This is a genomic window from Blastococcus sp. URHD0036, from assembly GCF_000701365.1.
Lineage (GTDB): Bacteria > Actinomycetota > Actinomycetes > Mycobacteriales > Geodermatophilaceae > Trujillonella.
Genome location: NZ_JNIK01000021.1, coordinates 112,028 through 128,346, shown reverse-complemented (window position 1 = coordinate 128,346; position 16,319 = coordinate 112,028). Strand labels below are relative to the sequence as shown.

Here is a 16,319-nt window from a genome sequence, read left to right as displayed (position 1 = left end):
CCTCCTCAGGGACGGAGGTCGCGGCGGCCCCCGTGCAGGGGCCCGCCGCGAGCTCGCGAGTGGTGGGGGGCAGGGGGGTCCTTACTCAGGCGAGGCCGAGCTCGCCCTCGAACTGGCCGGCCTCCAGCCGCTCCCGCACCGCGGTGAGGAAGCGGGCGGCGTCGGCACCGTCGACGATGCGGTGGTCGTAGGTCAGCGCGAGGTAGACCATCGAGCGGATCGCGATGACCTCGCCGAGCTCGGGGTCGGAGACGACGACCGGGCGCTTCACCACCGAGCCGGTGCCGAGGATGGCGACCTGCGGCTGGTTGATGATCGGGGTGTCGAAGAGCGCGCCCCGGCTGCCGGTGTTGGTGAGCGTGAAGGTGCCGCCGCCGAGCTCGTCCGGGCTGACCTTGTTGTTCCGGGTCCGGTCCGCGAGGTCGGCGATCTTGCGCGCCAGCCCGCCGATGCTGAGGTCGCCGGCGCCGTGGATGACCGGGACGAGCAGCCCGCGGTCGGTGTCGACGGCGATGCCCAGGTTCTCGGCGTCGTGGTAGGTGACCGTGCCGGCCTCCATGTCCACCGACGAGTTGACCGACGGGTAGGACTTCAGCGCCTCCACCGCGGCCTTCGCGAAGAACGGCAGGAACGACAGCTTCACGCCCTCGCGGGCCTCGAAGTCGCGCTTCGCCCGGTTCCGCAGGGTGGCGATCTTCGTGACGTCGGCCTCGACCACGGTGGTCAGCTGGGCGCTGATCGCCAGCGACTCGACCATCCGCTGCGCGATGACCTTGCGCAGCCGCGGCATCTTCTCCGTGCGGCCGCGCAGCGAGGTGTCGGGCTGGGCGGCCGGGGACGGGGTCGCCGACCGGGCTGCCGGAGCCGAGGACGCGGCGGGGGCGCTCGGAGCGGCGGCCGGTGCCGACTGCTGGGCGGCGGCGAGCACGTCCTGCTTGCGGATCCGGCCACCCACGCCGGTGCCCGTCACCGACGAGAGGTCCACGCCCTGGTCGGCAGCCAGCCGGCGGACCAGGGGGGTGACGTACTGCCCGCCGTCGTCGCTCGCGGCGGCCGGGGCCGAGGGGGCCGGCGCGGATGCGGCCGGAGCCGGGGCGGCCGGCGCCTGCGGGGCCACCGCCTGCGCGGGGGCCGGGGCGTCCGTGGGCGACGTCGAGGGCAGCGAGCCGCTGGACCCGTAGTCGCCACCGGGGGTCTCCGACGCCGGCTTGGCCGTCGGGGTCTCCTCCTTCGGCTCCGGCGCGGCCTGCTGCGGAGCGGCCTGCTGCGGCTGCGCGGCGGGGGCCGCGCCACCGGAGGCGCTTCCGATCACGGCCAGCTCGGCGCCGACCTCGACGGTCTCGTCCTCCTGGACCGCGATGGACAGCAGCGTGCCGGAGACGGGAGAGGGGATCTCGGTGTCGACCTTGTCGGTGGAGACCTCGAGCAGCGGCTCGTCGGCGCTGACCTCGTCACCGACGGCCTTGAGCCAGCGGGTCACGGTGCCCTCGGTGACGCTCTCGCCGAGCGCCGGCATGGTCACCGGGGTGCCCTCGCCGCCGCCCTGACCCCCACCGGCCTGACCGCCGTCGCCGGAGGGTGCGGGTGCCTCCGCGGCCGGAGCGGGCTGGCCGGCGTCGGCGTCGGAGGCGGGGTCGGTGTCCTGGACCTGCTGGTCGGGCGTCTGCGGGGTGGTGTCGGCGTCCTCGGCCGAGGCGGGCGGCGCGCTCGCGGAGTCGCTCCCGCCGTCGCCGTCGCCACCGATCACCGCGAGCTCGGCGCCGACGTCCACGGTCTCGTCCTCGGCGACCAGGATCTTCGACAGCACGCCGGCCGCGGGCGAGGGGATCTCGGTGTCGACCTTGTCGGTCGAGACCTCGAGGAGGGGCTCGTCGACCTCTACCTGGTCACCCTCCTGCTTCAGCCATCGGGTGACCGTGCCCTCGGTGACGCTCTCGCCCAGGGCGGGCATGGTGACGGACGTCGGCATCGGTGCGGGGCTCCTTCTGTGGTGGCGCTGGTGGGGTGGTGGTGGGTCAGCCGTGCACGTGCAGCGGCTTGCCGGCCAGCGCCAGGTGCGCCTCGCCGAGGGCCTCGCTCTGGGTCGGGTGCGGGTGGATGAGGCTGGCGACGTCGTCAGCCTCGGCCTCCCAGTTGTAGATGAGCTGCGCCTCGGCGATGAGCTCGCCGACGCGGCTGCCGACCATGTGGATGCCGACGACCGGGCCGTCGGGCGCCTGGATCAGCTTGACCGCGCCCGCCGTCTTCAGGATCTGGCTGCGGCCGTTGCCGGCGAGGTCGTAGGTCAGCGTGGTGACGTCGCCGTAGCGCTCCTTGGCCTGCGCCTCGGTGAGGCCGACGGAGGCGACCTCGGGGTCGGAGTAGGTGATCCGGGGGACGCCCGCGTAGTCGATCGGGGCGGGGTTCAGCCCGGCGACCCGCTCGGCGACGAGGATGCCCTCGCCGAAGCCGACGTGGGCCAGCTGCAGGGTCGGGATCAGGTCACCGACGGCGGAGATGGTCGGCACGTTGGTCCGGCAGTACTCGTCGACGAGTACGTAGCCGCGCTCCATGGCGACGCCGGCCTCCTCGTAGCCGAGGCCCTGGCTGACCGGCCCGCGGCCGACGGCGACGAGCAGCAGCTCGGCCTCGATCTCCTTGCCGTTCTCCAGCGAGACCTTGACGCCGTTCTCCGTGCTCTGGACGCCGGAGAAGCGGCTGCCCAGCTCGAAGGCGATCTTGCGGCGGCGGAAGGCGCGCTCCAGCAGCTTGGAGGAGGACTCGTCCTCCAGCGGCACCAGGTGGGGGAGCGCCTCGACGATGGTGACGTCGACGCCGAAGGACTTCCAGGCGCTGGCGAACTCGCAGCCGATGACACCGCCGCCGAGGATGATCGCCGAGGCGGGTACCCGGTCGAGGTTCAGCGCGTGGTCGCTGGTGATGACCTTCGTGCCGTCGATCTCCAGCCCCGGGAGCGACCGGGCGTAGGACCCGGTGGCCAGCAGGACGTGCTTGCCCTCGTAGGTCTGGCCGCCCACCTCGACCGTGGTGGGGGAGGTGAGCCGCCCCTCGCCCTCGACGTAGGTGATCTTGCGGGCCTTCACCAGGCCCTGCAGCCCCTTGTAGAGCTTGGAGATGACGCCGTCCTTATAGGCGTTGACGCCGTCCATGTCGATGCCGGCCAGGGAGGTCTTCACGCCGAACTGCTCGCCGTCGCGGGCCAGGTCGGCGACCTCGCCGGCGTGCAGGAGCGCCTTGGTCGGGATGCAGCCGCGGTGCAGGCAGGTGCCGCCGACCTTGTCCTTCTCGATGAGGACGACATCCAGCCCGAGCTCGGACGCGCGGAACGCGGCCGCGTATCCACCCGAGCCACCGCCGAGGATGACCAGGTCGGCGGGGGTGGTGGGTGCGCTCACGAGTGGCTCCTCGAGTTCCTGCGGCCCCCGTGTCGCTCGGACGGGGGATGGTCAGGTCCATCCTGCCACCCCGGGAACGGTGCGGCCGGACACCCCGTTGGTGTCCTCGGGCGTGCTTCGACACACCTGCTCAGCAGGGCGGGGCACCGAGGGACGGAGGCGGCGCGATGGGGCTGTTCGGCCGACTGCGGGGGAGGCGCCGGGGCGGGGGCGGGGACCGCCGGGGCACGCTGGACCGCGCCTCGGTCCGGGAGGACCTCGGCCACCTCGAGCAGTTCGTGGCCAGCCGCCGCGGCGTCGAGGGCTACGTCGAGCCGCGCACCGCCGTCACCGAGACGACGATCCTGCTCGTCGCCGCGGACGGTGAGTGGACCCGCCGCCGCATCTCCGGTCCGGATGTGGCCCGCAAGCTCTCCCGTGACCTGGCCATCCCGGTGTACGACGCCCAGGTCACCGGCTACCCCCAGCGGATGCGCGACTGGTCGGCGCGGCAGAAGGCCAACCGCCTCGAGTGACGCGGTATAGGAACCTCTCCCCACGTCGCCGACCCGGAGACGTGGGGATAGCTTCCTATGCCTCGGCGATCGCGTCCTCGATCGTGGCCAGGAGGGTGCGCACGGGGACGCCGGTGCCGCCCTTGGGCGTGTAGCCCCACGGACCGCCGGTGTTGTAGCTCGGCCCGGCGATGTCGATGTGCGCCCAGGGCAGCCCCGCCGGCACGAACTCGGCCAGGAAGTGCGCCGCGACGAGCATGCCGCCCATCCGGTCGGCGTTGGCGTTGACCATGTCGGCCAGCGGTGAGTCGATGCCCTTGCGCAGCTCCTTCGGCATCGGCATGGCCCACATCGGCTCACCGCTGCGCAGGCTGGCGGCCACCACGGCGTCCCGGAGCGCGTCGGTGCCCATGACGCCGGCGGTGCGGCTGCCGAGGGCGACGAGCTGGGCGCCGGTCAGGGTGGAGGTCTCGACCAGCAGGTCGGGGGAGTCCTCGGCGGCGCGCACGATGGCGTCGGCCAGGATCAGCCGCCCCTCGGCGTCGGTGTTGGTGATCTCCACCTTCTTGCCGTTGCGGAAGGTGAGGACGTCGCCCGGGCGGTAGGCGGTGCCGCTGGGCAGGTTCTCCGCCATCGGCACCGTCGCGGTGAGCTCGACCGGCAGGCCCAGCTCGGCGACCAGGCACACGGTGGCGATGACTGCCGCGGCGCCGGCCATGTCGCTGGTCATGTGGTGCATGTTCGCGGCGGGCTTGATCGACAGGCCGCCGCTGTCGAAGGTGATGCCCTTGCCGACGAGCGCGACCTTCTTGCGGGCCCGCTTGCCCCGGTAGGTCAGGCGCAGCAGGCGCGGGCCGCGGCTGGAGCCGGCGCCGACGGCGAGGACGCCGCCGTACCCGCCCGAGGCCAGGGCGTCCTCGTCGAGGATCTCCACGGACAGTCCGGCCTTCTTGCCCGCCGCGGCGCCGCGAGCGGCGAGCTCGGCGGGGTGCAGGTCGTTCGGCGGGGTGTTCACCAGGTCGCGGGCCAGCTCGATCGCCGCGGCGACCGCGCGCACCCGGGCGAGCGGGGCCTTCGCGTCGCCGGCGTCCGGGACGACGACCGTGTACTCCCGCGGCGGGGTGGGCCGGTCGGCGGGCAGGTCGGAGCGGTAGGTCGTGAACTCGTAGGCGCCCAGCAGCGCGCCCTCGCCCACGGCGTGCAGCCGCTCGGCGTCCGGGGCCCCGCCGACGGCGGCCAGCAGGCTGATGACCGATCCCCGGCCGGTCAGCGCGCGGCTGGCCGCACCCGCGGCGCGGCGCACGGCCTCGGCGGCGTAGCGCCCGTCGGCGTCGGGGGCGCCGAGACCCACCGCTGCCACGACCGGGAAGGGCGCCTGGCCGAGGGTGGCCACCCGGGTGACCTCCTCCTCGCCGCCGCGGGCACCGAGGTCGGCGAGCGCCGGGAGCAGCCGGCCGCCGAGCAGCCGGTCCACCGCCTCGGCGCCGGGGGTGGCGAGCAGCCCGGCGGGGCCGCGGCCCACACCGACGACGACGGCGTCGCCGGGGACCTTCTCGATCGGGCGGTCGGTGGCGGAGATCGTCGGCGGCACGGGGGAGAGCTTAGACAAAGGACCCCGCTGCCCCCCGGGCCTCGCAGGCTCGCCCCGGGCCCCTGCAGCGGGGCCGCGCTAGCGTTCCCGCGTGGATCCGCGCACCTCGCCCCTGCACGACCGGCACGTCGCGGCCGGCGCCAAGCTGGCCGACTTCGGTGGCTGGTCGATGCCCATCGAGTACGCGGGGGGCGGTGTCCTCGCCGAGCACGCGGCCGTGCGGGAGGGCGTCGGCCTCTTCGACGTCTCCCACCTGGGCACGGCCACCGTGCGGGGGCCGGGGGCAGCGGCGTTCGTCGACTCCTGTCTGACCAACGACCTCGGGCGGATCGGTCCGGGGCAGGCGCAGTACACGCTCTGCTGCGTGCCCGACGGCGAGCCGCAGGCCGGCGGCGTGGTCGACGACCTCATCGTCTACCTGCACGCCGACGACGACGTCCTGCTGGTGCCCAACGCCGCCAACGCCGCGGAGGTCGTCGCCCGGCTGACCGACGCCGCGCCGGCCGGGGTGACGGTCACCGACCGGCACGCGGAGGTCGCCGTCCTCGCCGTCCAGGGGCCCCGCTCGCCGCAGGTGCTGTCGCTGCTGGGGCTGCCCGGGGAACTGGGCTACATGTCGTTCGTCACCGGGGTCGGGGGCGGGGACACCGAGGTGACCGTCTGCCGCACCGGCTACACCGGGGAGCACGGCTACGAGCTGCTCGTCGCCGCCGACCGGGCCGCCGTCCTGTGGGACGCGCTTGTCGCCACCGGCGCCGACGAGGGGCTGCGGCTGTGCGGGCTCGGCGCCCGCGACACGCTGCGCACCGAGATGGGCTACCCGCTGCACGGGCACGAGCTCTCCCGCGACATCACCCCCAACCAGGCGCGCAGCGGCTGGGCGGTCGGCTGGAAGAAGCCGGCGTTCTGGGGTCGGGAGGCGCTGCTGGCCGAGCGGGAGACGGGCCCGGCCCGGGTGCTGTGGGGCCTGCGCGCGACCGGGCGAGGCATCCCGCGGCCGGGCATGGCGGTGCTGGACGCCGACGGCAACCGGGTCGGCGAGGTCACCAGCGGCACGTTCTCGCCGACGCTGCGCACCGGGATCGCGCTCGCCCTGCTGGACACCGCCGCGGGCGTCGAGGACGGCGCGGAGGTCGCCGTCGACGTCCGCGGGAAGCCGCAGCCGGTCACGGTGGTGCGCCCGCCGTTCGTGGAGTCCCACGTCCGCTAACGCTTCGGGTGCGACTCCTTCGTCGGCTCCGGCGGATCGGGCAGCGTGTCGGCGACGGCGGCGTCGCGCTGCCCCATGGGGACCGGCGCACCCTCGGTGGTGTCCTCCGCGGTCTGGTGCTCGGCCTCGGCGTTGATCTCCGCACCGAGTAGCACCAGGTAGCAGGTGAGGTACAGCCACAGCATCAGCACGATGACGCCGGCGATGGCTCCGTAGGTCTTGTCGTAGGACCCGAAGTTCCCGACGTAGAAGCTGAAGCCGAGGCTGACCAGCGCCCAGACGACGGTCACCACGATCGAGCCGAGGCTGACCCAGCTCAGCCGGGGTGCGTCCCGGTCGGGGGCGACCCGGTAGAGCACGGCGAGGGACCCGGCGAAGACACCGAGCAGCAACACCCAGCGCACCACCTGGGCGAGCACCGTCCCGACGATCCCGAGCGGCAGGGCGTCGAGCACCGCCGGCACGACGGCCACCAGGGCGAAGGCGACGAGCACGAAGACGATCGCGCCGAACGTCAGGCCGAGCGCGAGGCCCTTGCGCTTGACGAAGCTGCGGGTCTCGACCTCGTCGTAGGCGATGTTGATCGCCGTGATGGCGTTGCCGGTGCCCCCGGCCGCCGACCACAGCGCCGCGAGCACCGAGATCGCCAGCCCGACCGACAGCGCGCCGCCGCTGTTGGAGGTGATCTCGGTGAGCTGCTCGCCGATGAGGTCCGCCGCGCTGGCCGGCAGCTGGTCGGCGAGGTCCTCGACCTGCCGGGCCACCGTCTCCGGCGAGGCCACCAGTCCGTAGAGCGAGATGGTCGCGATCAGCGCCGGGAAGACCGCCAGGAAGGCGAAGAACGCGACGCCGCCGGCGATGATCGGCATGTTGTCGGCGTTGTTCTCCGCCCACGCCCGCTTGACGATCTGCTTCCAGCCGCGCCACGGGATCTGCGTGGGCCTGTCGGCGTGCAGGCCGGGCAGGGCGTCGGGTCCCGGGGACCCCGGCGGCGGGAGTCCCGGGTCCTGGGCCGCGGCGCCGGCGGCGACCCGGTCGGCCGTCTCCCGGGCCGCGGCCCGGCGGGCGGCCTTCTCCTCGACCCGCTCGCGGATCCGGTCGACGGCGCTCTCGCGCGGCCTGGTGCCGGTCATCAGTCCCCGGGCCAGCTACCGGTGAGCTTGCTGTACCCGCGGGCCCCGGCCCGGTCGATGGCGGCCTTGGTCGCGGCGAAGATGGCGCCCTGGAGGGCCGCGGCGATCACGACCTCGCGCATCCGGTACTCGCTCTGCAGCGCACCGGGGGCGTCGTCCTCGTTGGCCGCGAGCTTCCAGACCTGCTTGAACACCGCGCCGGAGATCATGCCGGCCGCGACGCCGCCGAGCAGCCCGATGGGGCGGTAGAGCAGGGCGCTGCCCTTGCTCTTGTTCTTCTTCTCCTTGCCCGGTGTGTCCGCGGCCTTGCTGCGCTTGCTCATCGAGCTGCCCTCCTGGCCTTCCGCTTCGTCCTGGCGGCCTTCTTCGCGGCCTTGCGGGCAACCTTCTCAGTCGCGGCCCGGCGGGCGGCCAGCGCCTTCTCCGCCTGCCTGGCCTCGCGCCGCACCTCGCGCCGGGCCCGGCGCTGCGGGCGGGTGCGCCGACGCCACACGAGCAGCCCGAGGAGACCGACGACGGCGGCGCCGGCGCCGATGACCGCCGGCGGGCTCTCCCGGTACGTCTCCACCGCGGTGTCCTTGGCGCGCGCCGCGCCCTCCTTCGCCCGCGCGGGGACGTCGAGGCGGGCGCTGAGCTCGTCGACCGTCCGGCCCAGCTGGGCGCGGGTCTCCTCGATCTCGGCCTTGATGGCGTCGGGGTCCGGTGACCCGTTCGCGGTCGGGTCGGTCATCGCGAGGCCGCCTTCTTGACGGTGGCGATGTCGGCCTTGGTGCTGGCGATCGCCTGGGAGGGGACGGGCGGGCTGCCCTGCTGGACGTCCTTCTTGCCGATCAGCGCCAGGACGCCGGCGACGGCGAACAGGACGACGGCGACGATCACCGCGGCCAGCCAGCCCGGGACGGCCTCGGCGAGCCCCAGGACGGCCGCGCTGATGAGCACCGCGAGGCCGAAGAAGGCGAACAGCCCGGCGCCGCCGAACAGCCCCGCACCGAGCCCCAGCCGCTTCGCCTTCTGGGTCACCTCGGCCTGGGCGAGCTTCGCCTCGTCGCGGACGAGCGTGCTGATCTGCTCGGTGAGCCGGCTGATCAGCTCACCGGTCGAGGCGTCGGCCGGTGCCGGCGGCGGCGGGGTGGCGCGCGAGGCGCCGGCGGTGGAGGGGTCGGTCATGGGTCCTCCGGTTCTCGGGAGCGGTCGCTCCTGCATGCCCCCGGCGGTCGCCGCCGTAACCCGCCGGTGATCACGGACCGGACACACCCGGGCGCCGGCACCGCCGCCCGGGTGTGGCTAGCCTCGCGGTCATGAGCTGGACGCTGTCGAGCCGGACCCTGTCGTGAGCTGGACCTGGCGCCTCGAGGGCCCGGCGGGGGAGACGGTGGACCCGGTCGCGGTCGACGTGACGGTGCCGCCGTCGGAGAACCAGGCCGACGCCGAGTCCTGGCTCGGCGAGCACTGGCGCGACCTGCTGGCCCGCGGGGTCTCCGCCGTCACCCTGTTCGACGGGGAGACCCTCGTCTACGGCCCGATGGGCCTCGCGCCGAGCTGAGTCAGCCGCGCATGGTCTTGGCGGGGTCCCGCTCGACCACGTCGCCCAGCACCTCGTCGATGCGGGCCAGGACGTCGTCCTCCAGGCGCACCCCGGCCGCGGCCACGTTCTGCTGCACCTGCTCGGGTCGGCTGGCGCCGATGATCGCGGCGGCGACGTTCCGGTTCTGCAGCACCCAGGCGACGGCGAGCTGCGCCATCGACAGGCCGACGTCGTCGGCGACGGCGCGCAGGCCCTGCACGCGGGTGAGGACGTCGTCGCGCAGGAAGCCGCGCATCGAGCCCCCGACCTCGGCGTCGGCGCCGCGGCTGCCCTCGGGGGGCTGCTCGCCGGGGAGGTACTTGCCGGTCAGCACCCCCTGGGCCAGCGGCGACCAGACGATCTGCGCGATGCCCTCCCGCTCGGAGGTGGGGACGACCTCCTGCTCGATGACCCGCCAGAGCATCGAGTACTGCGGCTGGTTGCTGATCAGCTGGATGCCCAGCTCGCGGGCCATCGCCGCCCCCGAGGCGATCTCGTCGGCGCGCCACTCCGAGACGCCGATGTAGAGGACCTTGCCCTGCCGCACCAGGTCGGCGAAGGCGGTCATCGTCTCCTCGAGCGGGACCGAGGTGTCGTACCGGTGGGCCTGGTACATGTCCAGGTAGTCGGTCTGCAGCCGCCGCAGCGAGGCGTGGCAGCTCTCGGTGATGTGCTTGCGGGACAGCCCGCGGTCGTTGCGACCCGGGCCGGTCGGCCAGTAGACCTTGGTGAAGATCTCCAGCCCCTCGCGCCGCTGACCGGCGAGCGCCCGGCCCAGCACGGACTCGGCGCGGGTGCCGGCGTAGACGTCCGCGGTGTCGAACGTCGTGATCCCGGCGTCGAGCGCGGCCGCCACGCAGGCGTGGGCGGCGTCCTCCTCGACCTGGCCGCCGTGGGTGAGCCAGTTGCCGTAGGCGATCTCGCTGATGGTCAGGCCGGAGCGGCCCAGGCGTCGGTGTTCCACGTCCTCCGACGCTAGCCCGCGACGCCGGGCCCGGCCTGCTCAGACGTCGGCGCCGACCGCGACCTCGGGCTTCGGGAAGCGCCAGCGGCGGATCATCGTCGACCGGCTGATGCCGTACCAGATCAGGCCCTTGGTCTTGTGCTGACCGTCGGGGAAGCGGGCCTTCACCGTCTTCGTGATCCGGCGGCCGAGCATCGCCGAGTCGCCGATGAGCACCAGGAAGTAGGCCATCCACATCAGCATCACGATGCCCTGGAACTGTGGGACGACGTAGCTGACCAGCAGCAGCCCGGCGAAGGGCAGGAAGAACGACGCGAGGTTGCGGCGGGCGTCGGTCACGTCGCGCACGAGCTTGCGCACGGGACCGCGGTCGCGCGCCGGCAGGTAGGAGTCGTCGCCCATCGCCATGCGCTCGCGGGTGCTGCCGCGCCGCGCGGCCTGCTGCTCCCGCATCCGCTTGTAGGCCTCCTTGCGGGTGGTCGGCGGCGGCGGGGGCGGCCCGGCACGGCGGACCTGCGCCTCGCTGCGCTTGGGCGTCGGCCGGCCCTTGCCGGCGGCGCGGACCAGCTCGGCGGTCAGGTCGGCGGACGTGTCCGAGGTGGTCGCGGCCTGGTCGCGGCGGCCGGGCAGACGGAGCTTCACACCATCGAGTCTACGTGGGGTCCCGCACGTTCCCCTCCTGCCGCGACACGGAGCCGTACAGTGGGAAGAGGACCCGCTGCGGCGGTGTTGGCGTGTTGCGGGACCTGCCGCAGCAGGCACCACTCGGACGTGGGAGGAACACACATGACGGTGCAGGACACCACGGCGACCGGTGTCGTCCTGAGCGAGACGGCAGCCGGCAAGGTCAAGGCGCTGCTCGACCAGGAGGGCCGCGACGACCTGCGGCTGCGGATCGCGGTGCAGCCCGGCGGTTGCTCGGGTCTGCGCTACCAGCTCTTCTTCGACGAGCGGTTCATGGACGGCGACCAGACCTTCGACTTCGACGGCGTCGAGGTCATCGTCGACCGGATGAGCGGCCCGTACCTGGGCGGCGCGGTCATCGACTTCGTCGACACCATCGAGAAGCAGGGCTTCACGATCGACAACCCCAACGCCACGGGTTCGTGCGCGTGCGGCGACTCGTTCAGCTGACGTAGTCCGACGAAGGCCCGGTCCCCCGTGCGGGGGCCGGGCCTTCGTCGTCCCTACAGGCTGACCGGGTAGACCGTCTCGGGGATCTCCGGGCGGATCCGCTCCTCGACGAAGATCCCGTGCCAGACCATGAAGACCAGCACCTCCCACACCTGGCGGGCGGTCCGCTTGCTCGGCACCTCGGCCTCCCGCAGCCGGTTGAGCAGGCCGAGGACGTGGTCGCGGTCGAGCCACTCGTCGGTCTGGCTCTCGGTCACGATGCCCCGCGCCCAGTCGTGCAGCGGCCCGGCCAGGAAGTCCGCCGTCGGCACCGGGAAGCCGAGCTTGCGCCGGTTCATGATCCGCGGCGGCACGATCTGGGCCATCGCCTGACGGAGCGCGTACTTCGTCGCGTCCCCGCGGCGGGGCACCCGCTGCTCGAGCGGGATCCGGCGGGCGACCTCGAACACCTCGGTGTCCAGGAACGGCACCCGCAACTCCAGCGAGTGCGCCATGGTCATCTTGTCGGCCTTGACCAGGATGTCGCCCCGCAGCCAGGTGAACAGGTCGACGTACTGCATCGCCGTCACCTCGTCGTAGCCGGCCGCGCGCGTCTGCCGGTACAGGTCCTCGGTGACGGCCACGTGCGACAGGTCCGGGTCGTAGCCGGGGTGCAGGGCGGCCAGCTCGTCGTCGCGCATGTTGCGGGCGTTGCCGTAGTAGCGCTGCTCCAGCGGCATCGACGCCCGGCGCAGCAGGTCCTGCCCGCGGACGCCCTCGGGCAGCAGGTCGGCCAGCCGCGCCATCGCCCGGCGGCCGGGTGCGGGGAGGTTCTTCGCCCACGCCAGGCTGATCGGCTCGCGGTAGATCGTGTAGCCGCCGAACAGCTCGTCGGCGCCCTCGCCGGAGAGCACCACCTTCACGTGCTTGCGGGCCTCGCGGGCCACGAAGTACAGCGGCACGAGGGCGGGGTCGGCGACCGGGTCGTCGAGGTACCAGACGACGGTCGGGATCGCGTCGGCGAACTCCTCGGCGGTGATCTCGACCGGGACGTGGCGGACGCCGAGGATGCCCGCCGACTCGGCCGCGATCTCGATCTCCGACTGCTCCTGCCGCTGGAAGCCGACCGTGAACGTCATCAGGTCGGGGTTGTAGCGGTGCGCGAGCGCCGCGATCGCGGTGGAGTCGATGCCGCTGGAGAGGAACGAGCCGACGGTCACGTCGGCGCGCATGTGCTTGGCGACCGACTCGTCCAGCGCGTCGGCGATCCGCTCGTAGAGCTCCTGCTCGCGGCCGGCGGGGACGGGCTGCGGTGCCCACGCCGGGTGGAAGTAGCGGCTGGTGTGCAGTTCGCCGTCGACGACGGTGAAGCTGGTGCCGCTCTCGATCCGGCGGATCCCGCGGTGCAGGGTCGCGGGCTCGGGCACGTACTGGAGCGTCAGGTAGTGCTGCAGCGAGGCCGGGTCGACGCCGCCGGCGGCCGCGCTGCCGCCGAGCAGTTCCAGCACGGCCTTCTTCTCGGAGCTGAAGACCAGCCCGCCGTCGGCCAGGCGCGCGGTGAAGAGCGGCTTGATGCCGAAGGGGTCCCGGGCGCCGAACGCCGTCCGCGTCTCGGTGTCCCAGATGACGAAGGCGAACATCCCGCGCAGCCGCCGGACGACGTCCTGGCCCCACAGGTGGTAGCCGGCGACGATCGTCTCGGTGTCGCCGTGGGTGGCGAGCTCCGCGCCGGCGGCCTGCAGCTCCTCGCGCAGCTCCAGGTAGTTGTAGATCTCCCCGTTGAACAGGATCCGGTAGCGGTCCCGGGCATAGGGGAGCGGCTGCGGGCTGCCCTCGAGGTCGATGATCGACAGCCGGTTGAAGCCGAGGACGACGTTGGCGTCGGACCAGACCGCGGTGTCGTCGGGGCCGCGGTGGTGCAGGCAGTGCAGCGCCTCGCGGACGCCGTCGACGAGCGGCTCGCCGACCCGGTCGGCGTCGGTGGACAGGTACGCCAGCAGGCCGCACATGCGCAGGGGTCTCCCGGGGAGGTCGGTCGGGGCGGGACGGTCAGAGCGGCTGGCCGGCGCGGACACGGGTGCTGACCCGTCGCTCCGCCCAGAAGGAGAGGAACGGGACGACGCCGGCCAGCAGCACCAGCACCGTGCCCTTCGCCGTCCAGCGGGACTTCCGCGCCAGGTCGAAGGCCGTGACCAGGTAGACGATGTAGAGGAAGCCGTGCACGGGGGAGACCACCGCGGAGACCTCGGGGACGTCGGCGGCGTACTTCAGCGGCATGGCCACGGCCACGAGCACCAGCAGCATGACGCCGACGACGTAGGCCATCACCCGGTACCGGAGGAGCGCCCCGGCGACCTGCGGCGTCAGGGTGGGGGTGTCAACGGCCACGGGGGGTCTCCTGTCCGAGCGCCTTCTCGTTGAGCTCGGCGAGGTAGGCGTTGTAGGCCGCGAGCTCCGGGTCGCCGGTCGTGTCGATCCGCGGCCGCTGGTACAGGACCAGCGCGTTGCCCGGCTCGTCCTCGTCGGGGTCGCGGTGCAGCTCCTCGCGCACCATGCGCACGTAGAACCACAGGCCCATGAACCCGTAGAGCGGCCACTGCAGGGCGTAGCTCCAGTTCACCGCGCCGCCGCCGTCCTCGGCCTTGGACAGCTGCCAGTGCCCGAGGAAGAACGTGGCCACGAAGAGCGCCGCCACCAGCAGGTGCAACGCCACCCACTTGGGGGTCAGCAGCCGGGAGAACACCCCCCGACTCTAACCGCCGGCCGGTCGCGTCCGGTGCCGGTCGTGAGGGCCGTCACGACCGCGGCGGGCCTGCGTCGTCGGCGCTCCCGGGGCGTTCCCCGGCGTCGGGTCACGACCCGGCGACGGCCCCGCGGGTCGGACCTCTCCGGTGCTCACCCGCCGAGCGGGGTCGGCTAGTCTCGCCGCAGACTGTGGTCGGTGCGCGACCACCCGCCCGGACCGGTGGGAGGCGCCGCCGGGGATGACCGTCCGGGCTTCCGGGCGGCGGACGAGGAGGCAGCGAGCAGTGGCTCGAGGCAACAGGCTCGCGCGGGTCGCCGCGCTCGGTCTCCTGGGGGTCCCGACCCTCTCGGGGTGCACCCCCGACAACGAGTTCTGGCGCTGGGGCTGGCCCGCGGGCATCACGGACCAGTCGCAGGACATCAAGGACCTGTGGATCTGGTCGGTCATCGCCGCCCTGATCGTCGGCGTCCTCGTCTGGGCCCTCATGGGCTGGTCGATCGTGCGGCACCGCAAGCGCGGCGACGAGCTGCCCCGGCAGACGGCCTACAACCTGCCGCTGGAGATCGTCTACACGATCATCCCGTTCCTGATCATCGCCGGGCTGTTCTTCTTCACGGTGAAGGTGCAGAACGAGGTCCAGGACCGCAGTGACGACCCGGACGTGAACATCACCGTCCAGGCGTTCAAGTGGAACTGGGAGTTCCTCTACGCCGACACGGCCGAGGACGAGGCCGACCAGGTCAGCACCGTCGGCAACAGCGAGGAGATCCCGATCCTCGTCCTGCCGACCGACCGTTCGATCCAGTTCTTCCTCCGTTCGGCCGACGTCATCCACTCCTTCTGGGTGCCGGAGTTCCTCTTCAAGCTCGACGTGATCCCCGGTAACGAGAACGGCCGGGACAACGTCTTCCAGGTCACCATCGAGGAGGGCCAGGAAGGCGCCTACGTCGGTCGCTGCGCCGAGCTCTGCGGGACCTACCACGCGTACATGAACTTCGAGGTCCGCGTGCTCAGCGGTGAGGACTACGACCGCTACCTCCAGCTCCGCGAGGGCGGCGCCAGCACCTTCGACGCGCTGGAGGAGGTGGACCCGGAGCGCGGTGGCGCAGCGGTGGCCACCCGGCCGTGGGACTTCGCCGAGGACACGCAGCGGTCCGATGGCTGACGCCGGCTCCCCGAACACGTTCCCCACCACGACGCAGCCGGGAGGACGCTCGTGAAGGTCGAAGCAGCAGTCTTTGGCGTCATCTCCGTCGTCCTGGCCGCCTTCGCGGTGGTCTACGGCGTGTGGGCGAAGGAGCCGATCGGCACCACGGCCCTGGCGCTCTCGGCGGGTCTGACGATCCTCGTCGGTGGGTTCTTCTGGTTCATCTCCCGGCGCATCGACGCGCGGCCCGAGGACCGCAAGGACGCCGACATGGCCGACGGTGCCGGCGAGCTGGGCTTCTTCAGCCCCGCCAGCTACTGGCCCTTCACCATCGCCTGCGCCGTGGGGACCACGGCCCTGGGGCTGGCGTTCTTCTACCCGTGGCTCATCATCACGGGGGCCGTGGCGATCATCCTCGCCGTCGGCGGCCTCCTGTTCGAGTACTACGTCGGCCAGAACGCCCACGGCTGATCCGCTCCGTACGTCCACGAAGGGCCCCTCCCCGCTCCGGCGGGAGGGGCCCTTCGTCGTCTCCGGGTTTGTCCGTGGGGCCCGGAGGTGGGCGTCGCCGAGCGGGTGCGCCCACGCCGCGCTCCCGGACCGTTCCTGCCGCGTCAGCGCACCCGCTCGGGCCGGGGACATGCCGAGGAGTCTGTGACGCAACCGACGGCTGAGCGCTGTCCCTCGGCCGGCCGTTCCTGTGCTGGGGATGGCCGGCTGGAGGACGACGCTCCGGCCGACTGAGGTCCCGGAGGGAATCGGTCGGTGTCACGCCCACGGATCCCCTCCGGTCCAGGCGCTCGCCAGGGACGACCCGGCAGCGGGGGAGGGGACCGTCCCGACGACGACCACCGCCTCCTGCCACCACCTCACGTCCTGGGGTCGGCCACGGCCATGAGGGCACCTCGGCGCCACCTGGGCCGGGTCGATGGCCCCGGAACGCGAGAGGGCCCGGTGGACGA

The 16,319-nt window shown here is 73.0% G+C and carries 18 protein-coding genes; 6 read left to right on the top strand and 12 right to left on the bottom strand.

Annotation, left to right across the window (positions count from 1 at the left end; genetic code table 11):
* Positions 1-85: 85 nt before the first annotated feature.
* Together sucB and lpdA are read right to left on the bottom strand one after the other, a co-directional pair.
* Positions 86-1,969 (bottom strand): 2-oxoglutarate dehydrogenase, E2 component, dihydrolipoamide succinyltransferase, encoded by a 1,884-nt coding sequence (gene sucB / locus N555_RS0122775; protein WP_029433800.1) that lies wholly within the window; start codon positions 1,967-1,969, stop codon positions 86-88.
* A 46-nt stretch (positions 1,970-2,015) separates the two neighbouring features.
* Positions 2,016-3,395 carry a dihydrolipoyl dehydrogenase gene (gene lpdA, locus N555_RS0122770; RefSeq protein WP_029433799.1) on the bottom strand — a complete coding sequence of 460 codons (1,380 nt, stop codon included), beginning with the start codon at positions 3,393-3,395 and terminating at the stop codon, positions 2,016-2,018.
* 167 nt (positions 3,396-3,562) lie between these two features.
* Between lpdA and N555_RS0122765 the strand changes: the two genes are divergently transcribed.
* Positions 3,563-3,910 (top strand): hypothetical protein, encoded by a 348-nt coding sequence (locus N555_RS0122765; RefSeq protein ID WP_029433798.1) that lies wholly within the window; start codon positions 3,563-3,565, stop codon positions 3,908-3,910.
* 55 nt (positions 3,911-3,965) lie between these two features.
* Here the strand turns inward: N555_RS0122765 and N555_RS0122760 are convergent, their stop codons facing one another.
* On the bottom strand, positions 3,966-5,480 hold the full coding sequence (locus tag N555_RS0122760) for a leucyl aminopeptidase (protein ID WP_029433797.1): 1,515 nt from the start codon (positions 5,478-5,480) through the stop codon (positions 3,966-3,968).
* A gap of 91 nt (positions 5,481-5,571) precedes the next feature.
* On the opposite strand from N555_RS0122760, the gene gcvT reads away from it, so the two are divergent.
* Positions 5,572-6,690 carry a glycine cleavage system aminomethyltransferase GcvT gene (gcvT, locus tag N555_RS0122755; protein ID WP_029433796.1) on the top strand — a complete coding sequence of 373 codons (1,119 nt, stop codon included), beginning with the start codon at positions 5,572-5,574 and terminating at the stop codon, positions 6,688-6,690.
* On the opposite strand, the gene N555_RS0122750 is transcribed toward gcvT, so the two are convergent.
* From N555_RS0122750 to N555_RS0122735, 4 genes are read right to left on the bottom strand one after another with little or no spacing between them, the layout of a single operon-like run.
* Positions 6,687-7,823, bottom strand: a complete 1,137-nt coding sequence (locus N555_RS0122750; RefSeq protein ID WP_029433795.1) for a YihY/virulence factor BrkB family protein — start codon at positions 7,821-7,823, stop codon at positions 6,687-6,689. The two genes, gcvT and N555_RS0122750, sit on opposite strands and share 4 nt — an antisense overlap.
* Positions 7,823-8,146: a DUF4235 domain-containing protein gene (locus N555_RS0122745; RefSeq protein ID WP_051684383.1), complete on the bottom strand. Its 324-nt coding sequence runs from the start codon at positions 8,144-8,146 to the stop codon at positions 7,823-7,825. The genes N555_RS0122750 and N555_RS0122745 overlap by 1 nt, the downstream gene beginning before the upstream one ends.
* Positions 8,143-8,553 carry a DUF3618 domain-containing protein gene (locus N555_RS26340; protein ID WP_034512136.1) on the bottom strand — a complete coding sequence of 137 codons (411 nt, stop codon included), beginning with the start codon at positions 8,551-8,553 and terminating at the stop codon, positions 8,143-8,145. The genes N555_RS0122745 and N555_RS26340 overlap by 4 nt, the downstream gene beginning before the upstream one ends.
* Complete coding sequence (locus tag N555_RS0122735) at positions 8,550-8,990, bottom strand: phage holin family protein (RefSeq protein ID WP_029433793.1); 441 nt, start codon at positions 8,988-8,990, stop codon at positions 8,550-8,552. Before N555_RS0122735 ends, N555_RS26340 begins: the two co-directional genes overlap by 4 nt.
* 163 nt (positions 8,991-9,153) lie before the next feature.
* On the opposite strand from N555_RS0122735, the gene N555_RS0122730 reads away from it, so the two are divergent.
* A complete protein-coding gene (locus N555_RS0122730) occupies positions 9,154-9,366 on the top strand; it encodes a hypothetical protein (protein WP_029433792.1) in 213 nt (70 codons plus the stop codon).
* Position 9,367: 1 nt separating this feature from the next.
* On the opposite strand, the gene N555_RS0122725 is transcribed toward N555_RS0122730, so the two are convergent.
* Together N555_RS0122725 and N555_RS0122720 are read right to left on the bottom strand one after the other, a co-directional pair.
* Positions 9,368-10,351: an aldo/keto reductase family protein gene (locus N555_RS0122725; RefSeq protein ID WP_029433791.1), complete on the bottom strand. Its 984-nt coding sequence runs from the start codon at positions 10,349-10,351 to the stop codon at positions 9,368-9,370.
* 39 nt (positions 10,352-10,390) lie between these two features.
* Positions 10,391-10,993 (bottom strand): DUF3043 domain-containing protein, encoded by a 603-nt coding sequence (locus N555_RS0122720; protein ID WP_029433790.1) that lies wholly within the window; start codon positions 10,991-10,993, stop codon positions 10,391-10,393.
* Positions 10,994-11,137: 144 nt separating this feature from the next.
* Here N555_RS0122720 and N555_RS0122715 point away from each other — a divergent pair, with 144 nt between their 5' ends.
* The gene (locus N555_RS0122715) at positions 11,138-11,485 is read left to right on the top strand and encodes a HesB/IscA family protein (protein WP_029433789.1); all 348 of its coding nucleotides are present in this window, start codon (positions 11,138-11,140) and stop codon (positions 11,483-11,485) included.
* Positions 11,486-11,538: 53 nt separating this feature from the next.
* Here the strand turns inward: N555_RS0122715 and asnB are convergent, their stop codons facing one another.
* The 3 genes from asnB to N555_RS0122700 are packed head-to-tail and all read right to left on the bottom strand — an operon-like array spanning position 11,539 to position 14,207.
* Positions 11,539-13,473, bottom strand: a complete 1,935-nt coding sequence (gene asnB, locus N555_RS0122710; RefSeq protein WP_029433788.1) for an asparagine synthase (glutamine-hydrolyzing) — start codon at positions 13,471-13,473, stop codon at positions 11,539-11,541.
* A gap of 40 nt (positions 13,474-13,513) precedes the next feature.
* Positions 13,514-13,852, bottom strand: a complete 339-nt coding sequence (locus tag N555_RS0122705; RefSeq protein WP_029433787.1) for a DUF3817 domain-containing protein — start codon at positions 13,850-13,852, stop codon at positions 13,514-13,516.
* Positions 13,842-14,207: a metalloprotease gene (locus N555_RS0122700; RefSeq protein WP_029433786.1), complete on the bottom strand. Its 366-nt coding sequence runs from the start codon at positions 14,205-14,207 to the stop codon at positions 13,842-13,844. Before N555_RS0122700 ends, N555_RS0122705 begins: the two co-directional genes overlap by 11 nt.
* Before the next feature lie 286 nt (positions 14,208-14,493).
* Here N555_RS0122700 and coxB point away from each other — a divergent pair, with 286 nt between their 5' ends.
* Complete coding sequence (gene coxB, locus N555_RS0122695) at positions 14,494-15,375, top strand: aa3-type cytochrome oxidase subunit II (protein ID WP_029433785.1); 882 nt, start codon at positions 14,494-14,496, stop codon at positions 15,373-15,375.
* 51 nt (positions 15,376-15,426) lie between these two features.
* Positions 15,427-15,828, top strand: coding sequence for a cytochrome c oxidase subunit 4 (locus N555_RS0122690; RefSeq protein ID WP_029433784.1), 402 nt, complete (start codon positions 15,427-15,429; stop codon positions 15,826-15,828).
* Positions 15,829-16,319: the final 491 nt, after the last annotated feature.

Coding starts and splice junctions, on each gene's coding strand:
- N555_RS0122745 (WP_051684383.1), bottom strand. CDS start 8,146: ATGAGCAAGCGCAGCAAGGCCGCGGACACACCGGGCAAGGAGAAGAAG.
- N555_RS0122715 (WP_029433789.1), top strand. CDS start 11,138: ATGACGGTGCAGGACACCACGGCGACCGGTGTCGTCCTGAGCGAGACG.
- sucB (WP_029433800.1), bottom strand. CDS start 1,969: ATGCCGACGTCCGTCACCATGCCCGCCCTGGGCGAGAGCGTCACCGAG.
- N555_RS0122765 (WP_029433798.1), top strand. CDS start 3,563: ATGGGGCTGTTCGGCCGACTGCGGGGGAGGCGCCGGGGCGGGGGCGGG.
- N555_RS0122735 (WP_029433793.1), bottom strand. CDS start 8,990: ATGACCGACCCCTCCACCGCCGGCGCCTCGCGCGCCACCCCGCCGCCG.
- N555_RS26340 (WP_034512136.1), bottom strand. CDS start 8,553: ATGACCGACCCGACCGCGAACGGGTCACCGGACCCCGACGCCATCAAG.
- N555_RS0122750 (WP_029433795.1), bottom strand. CDS start 7,823: ATGACCGGCACCAGGCCGCGCGAGAGCGCCGTCGACCGGATCCGCGAG.
- asnB (WP_029433788.1), bottom strand. CDS start 13,473: ATGTGCGGCCTGCTGGCGTACCTGTCCACCGACGCCGACCGGGTCGGC.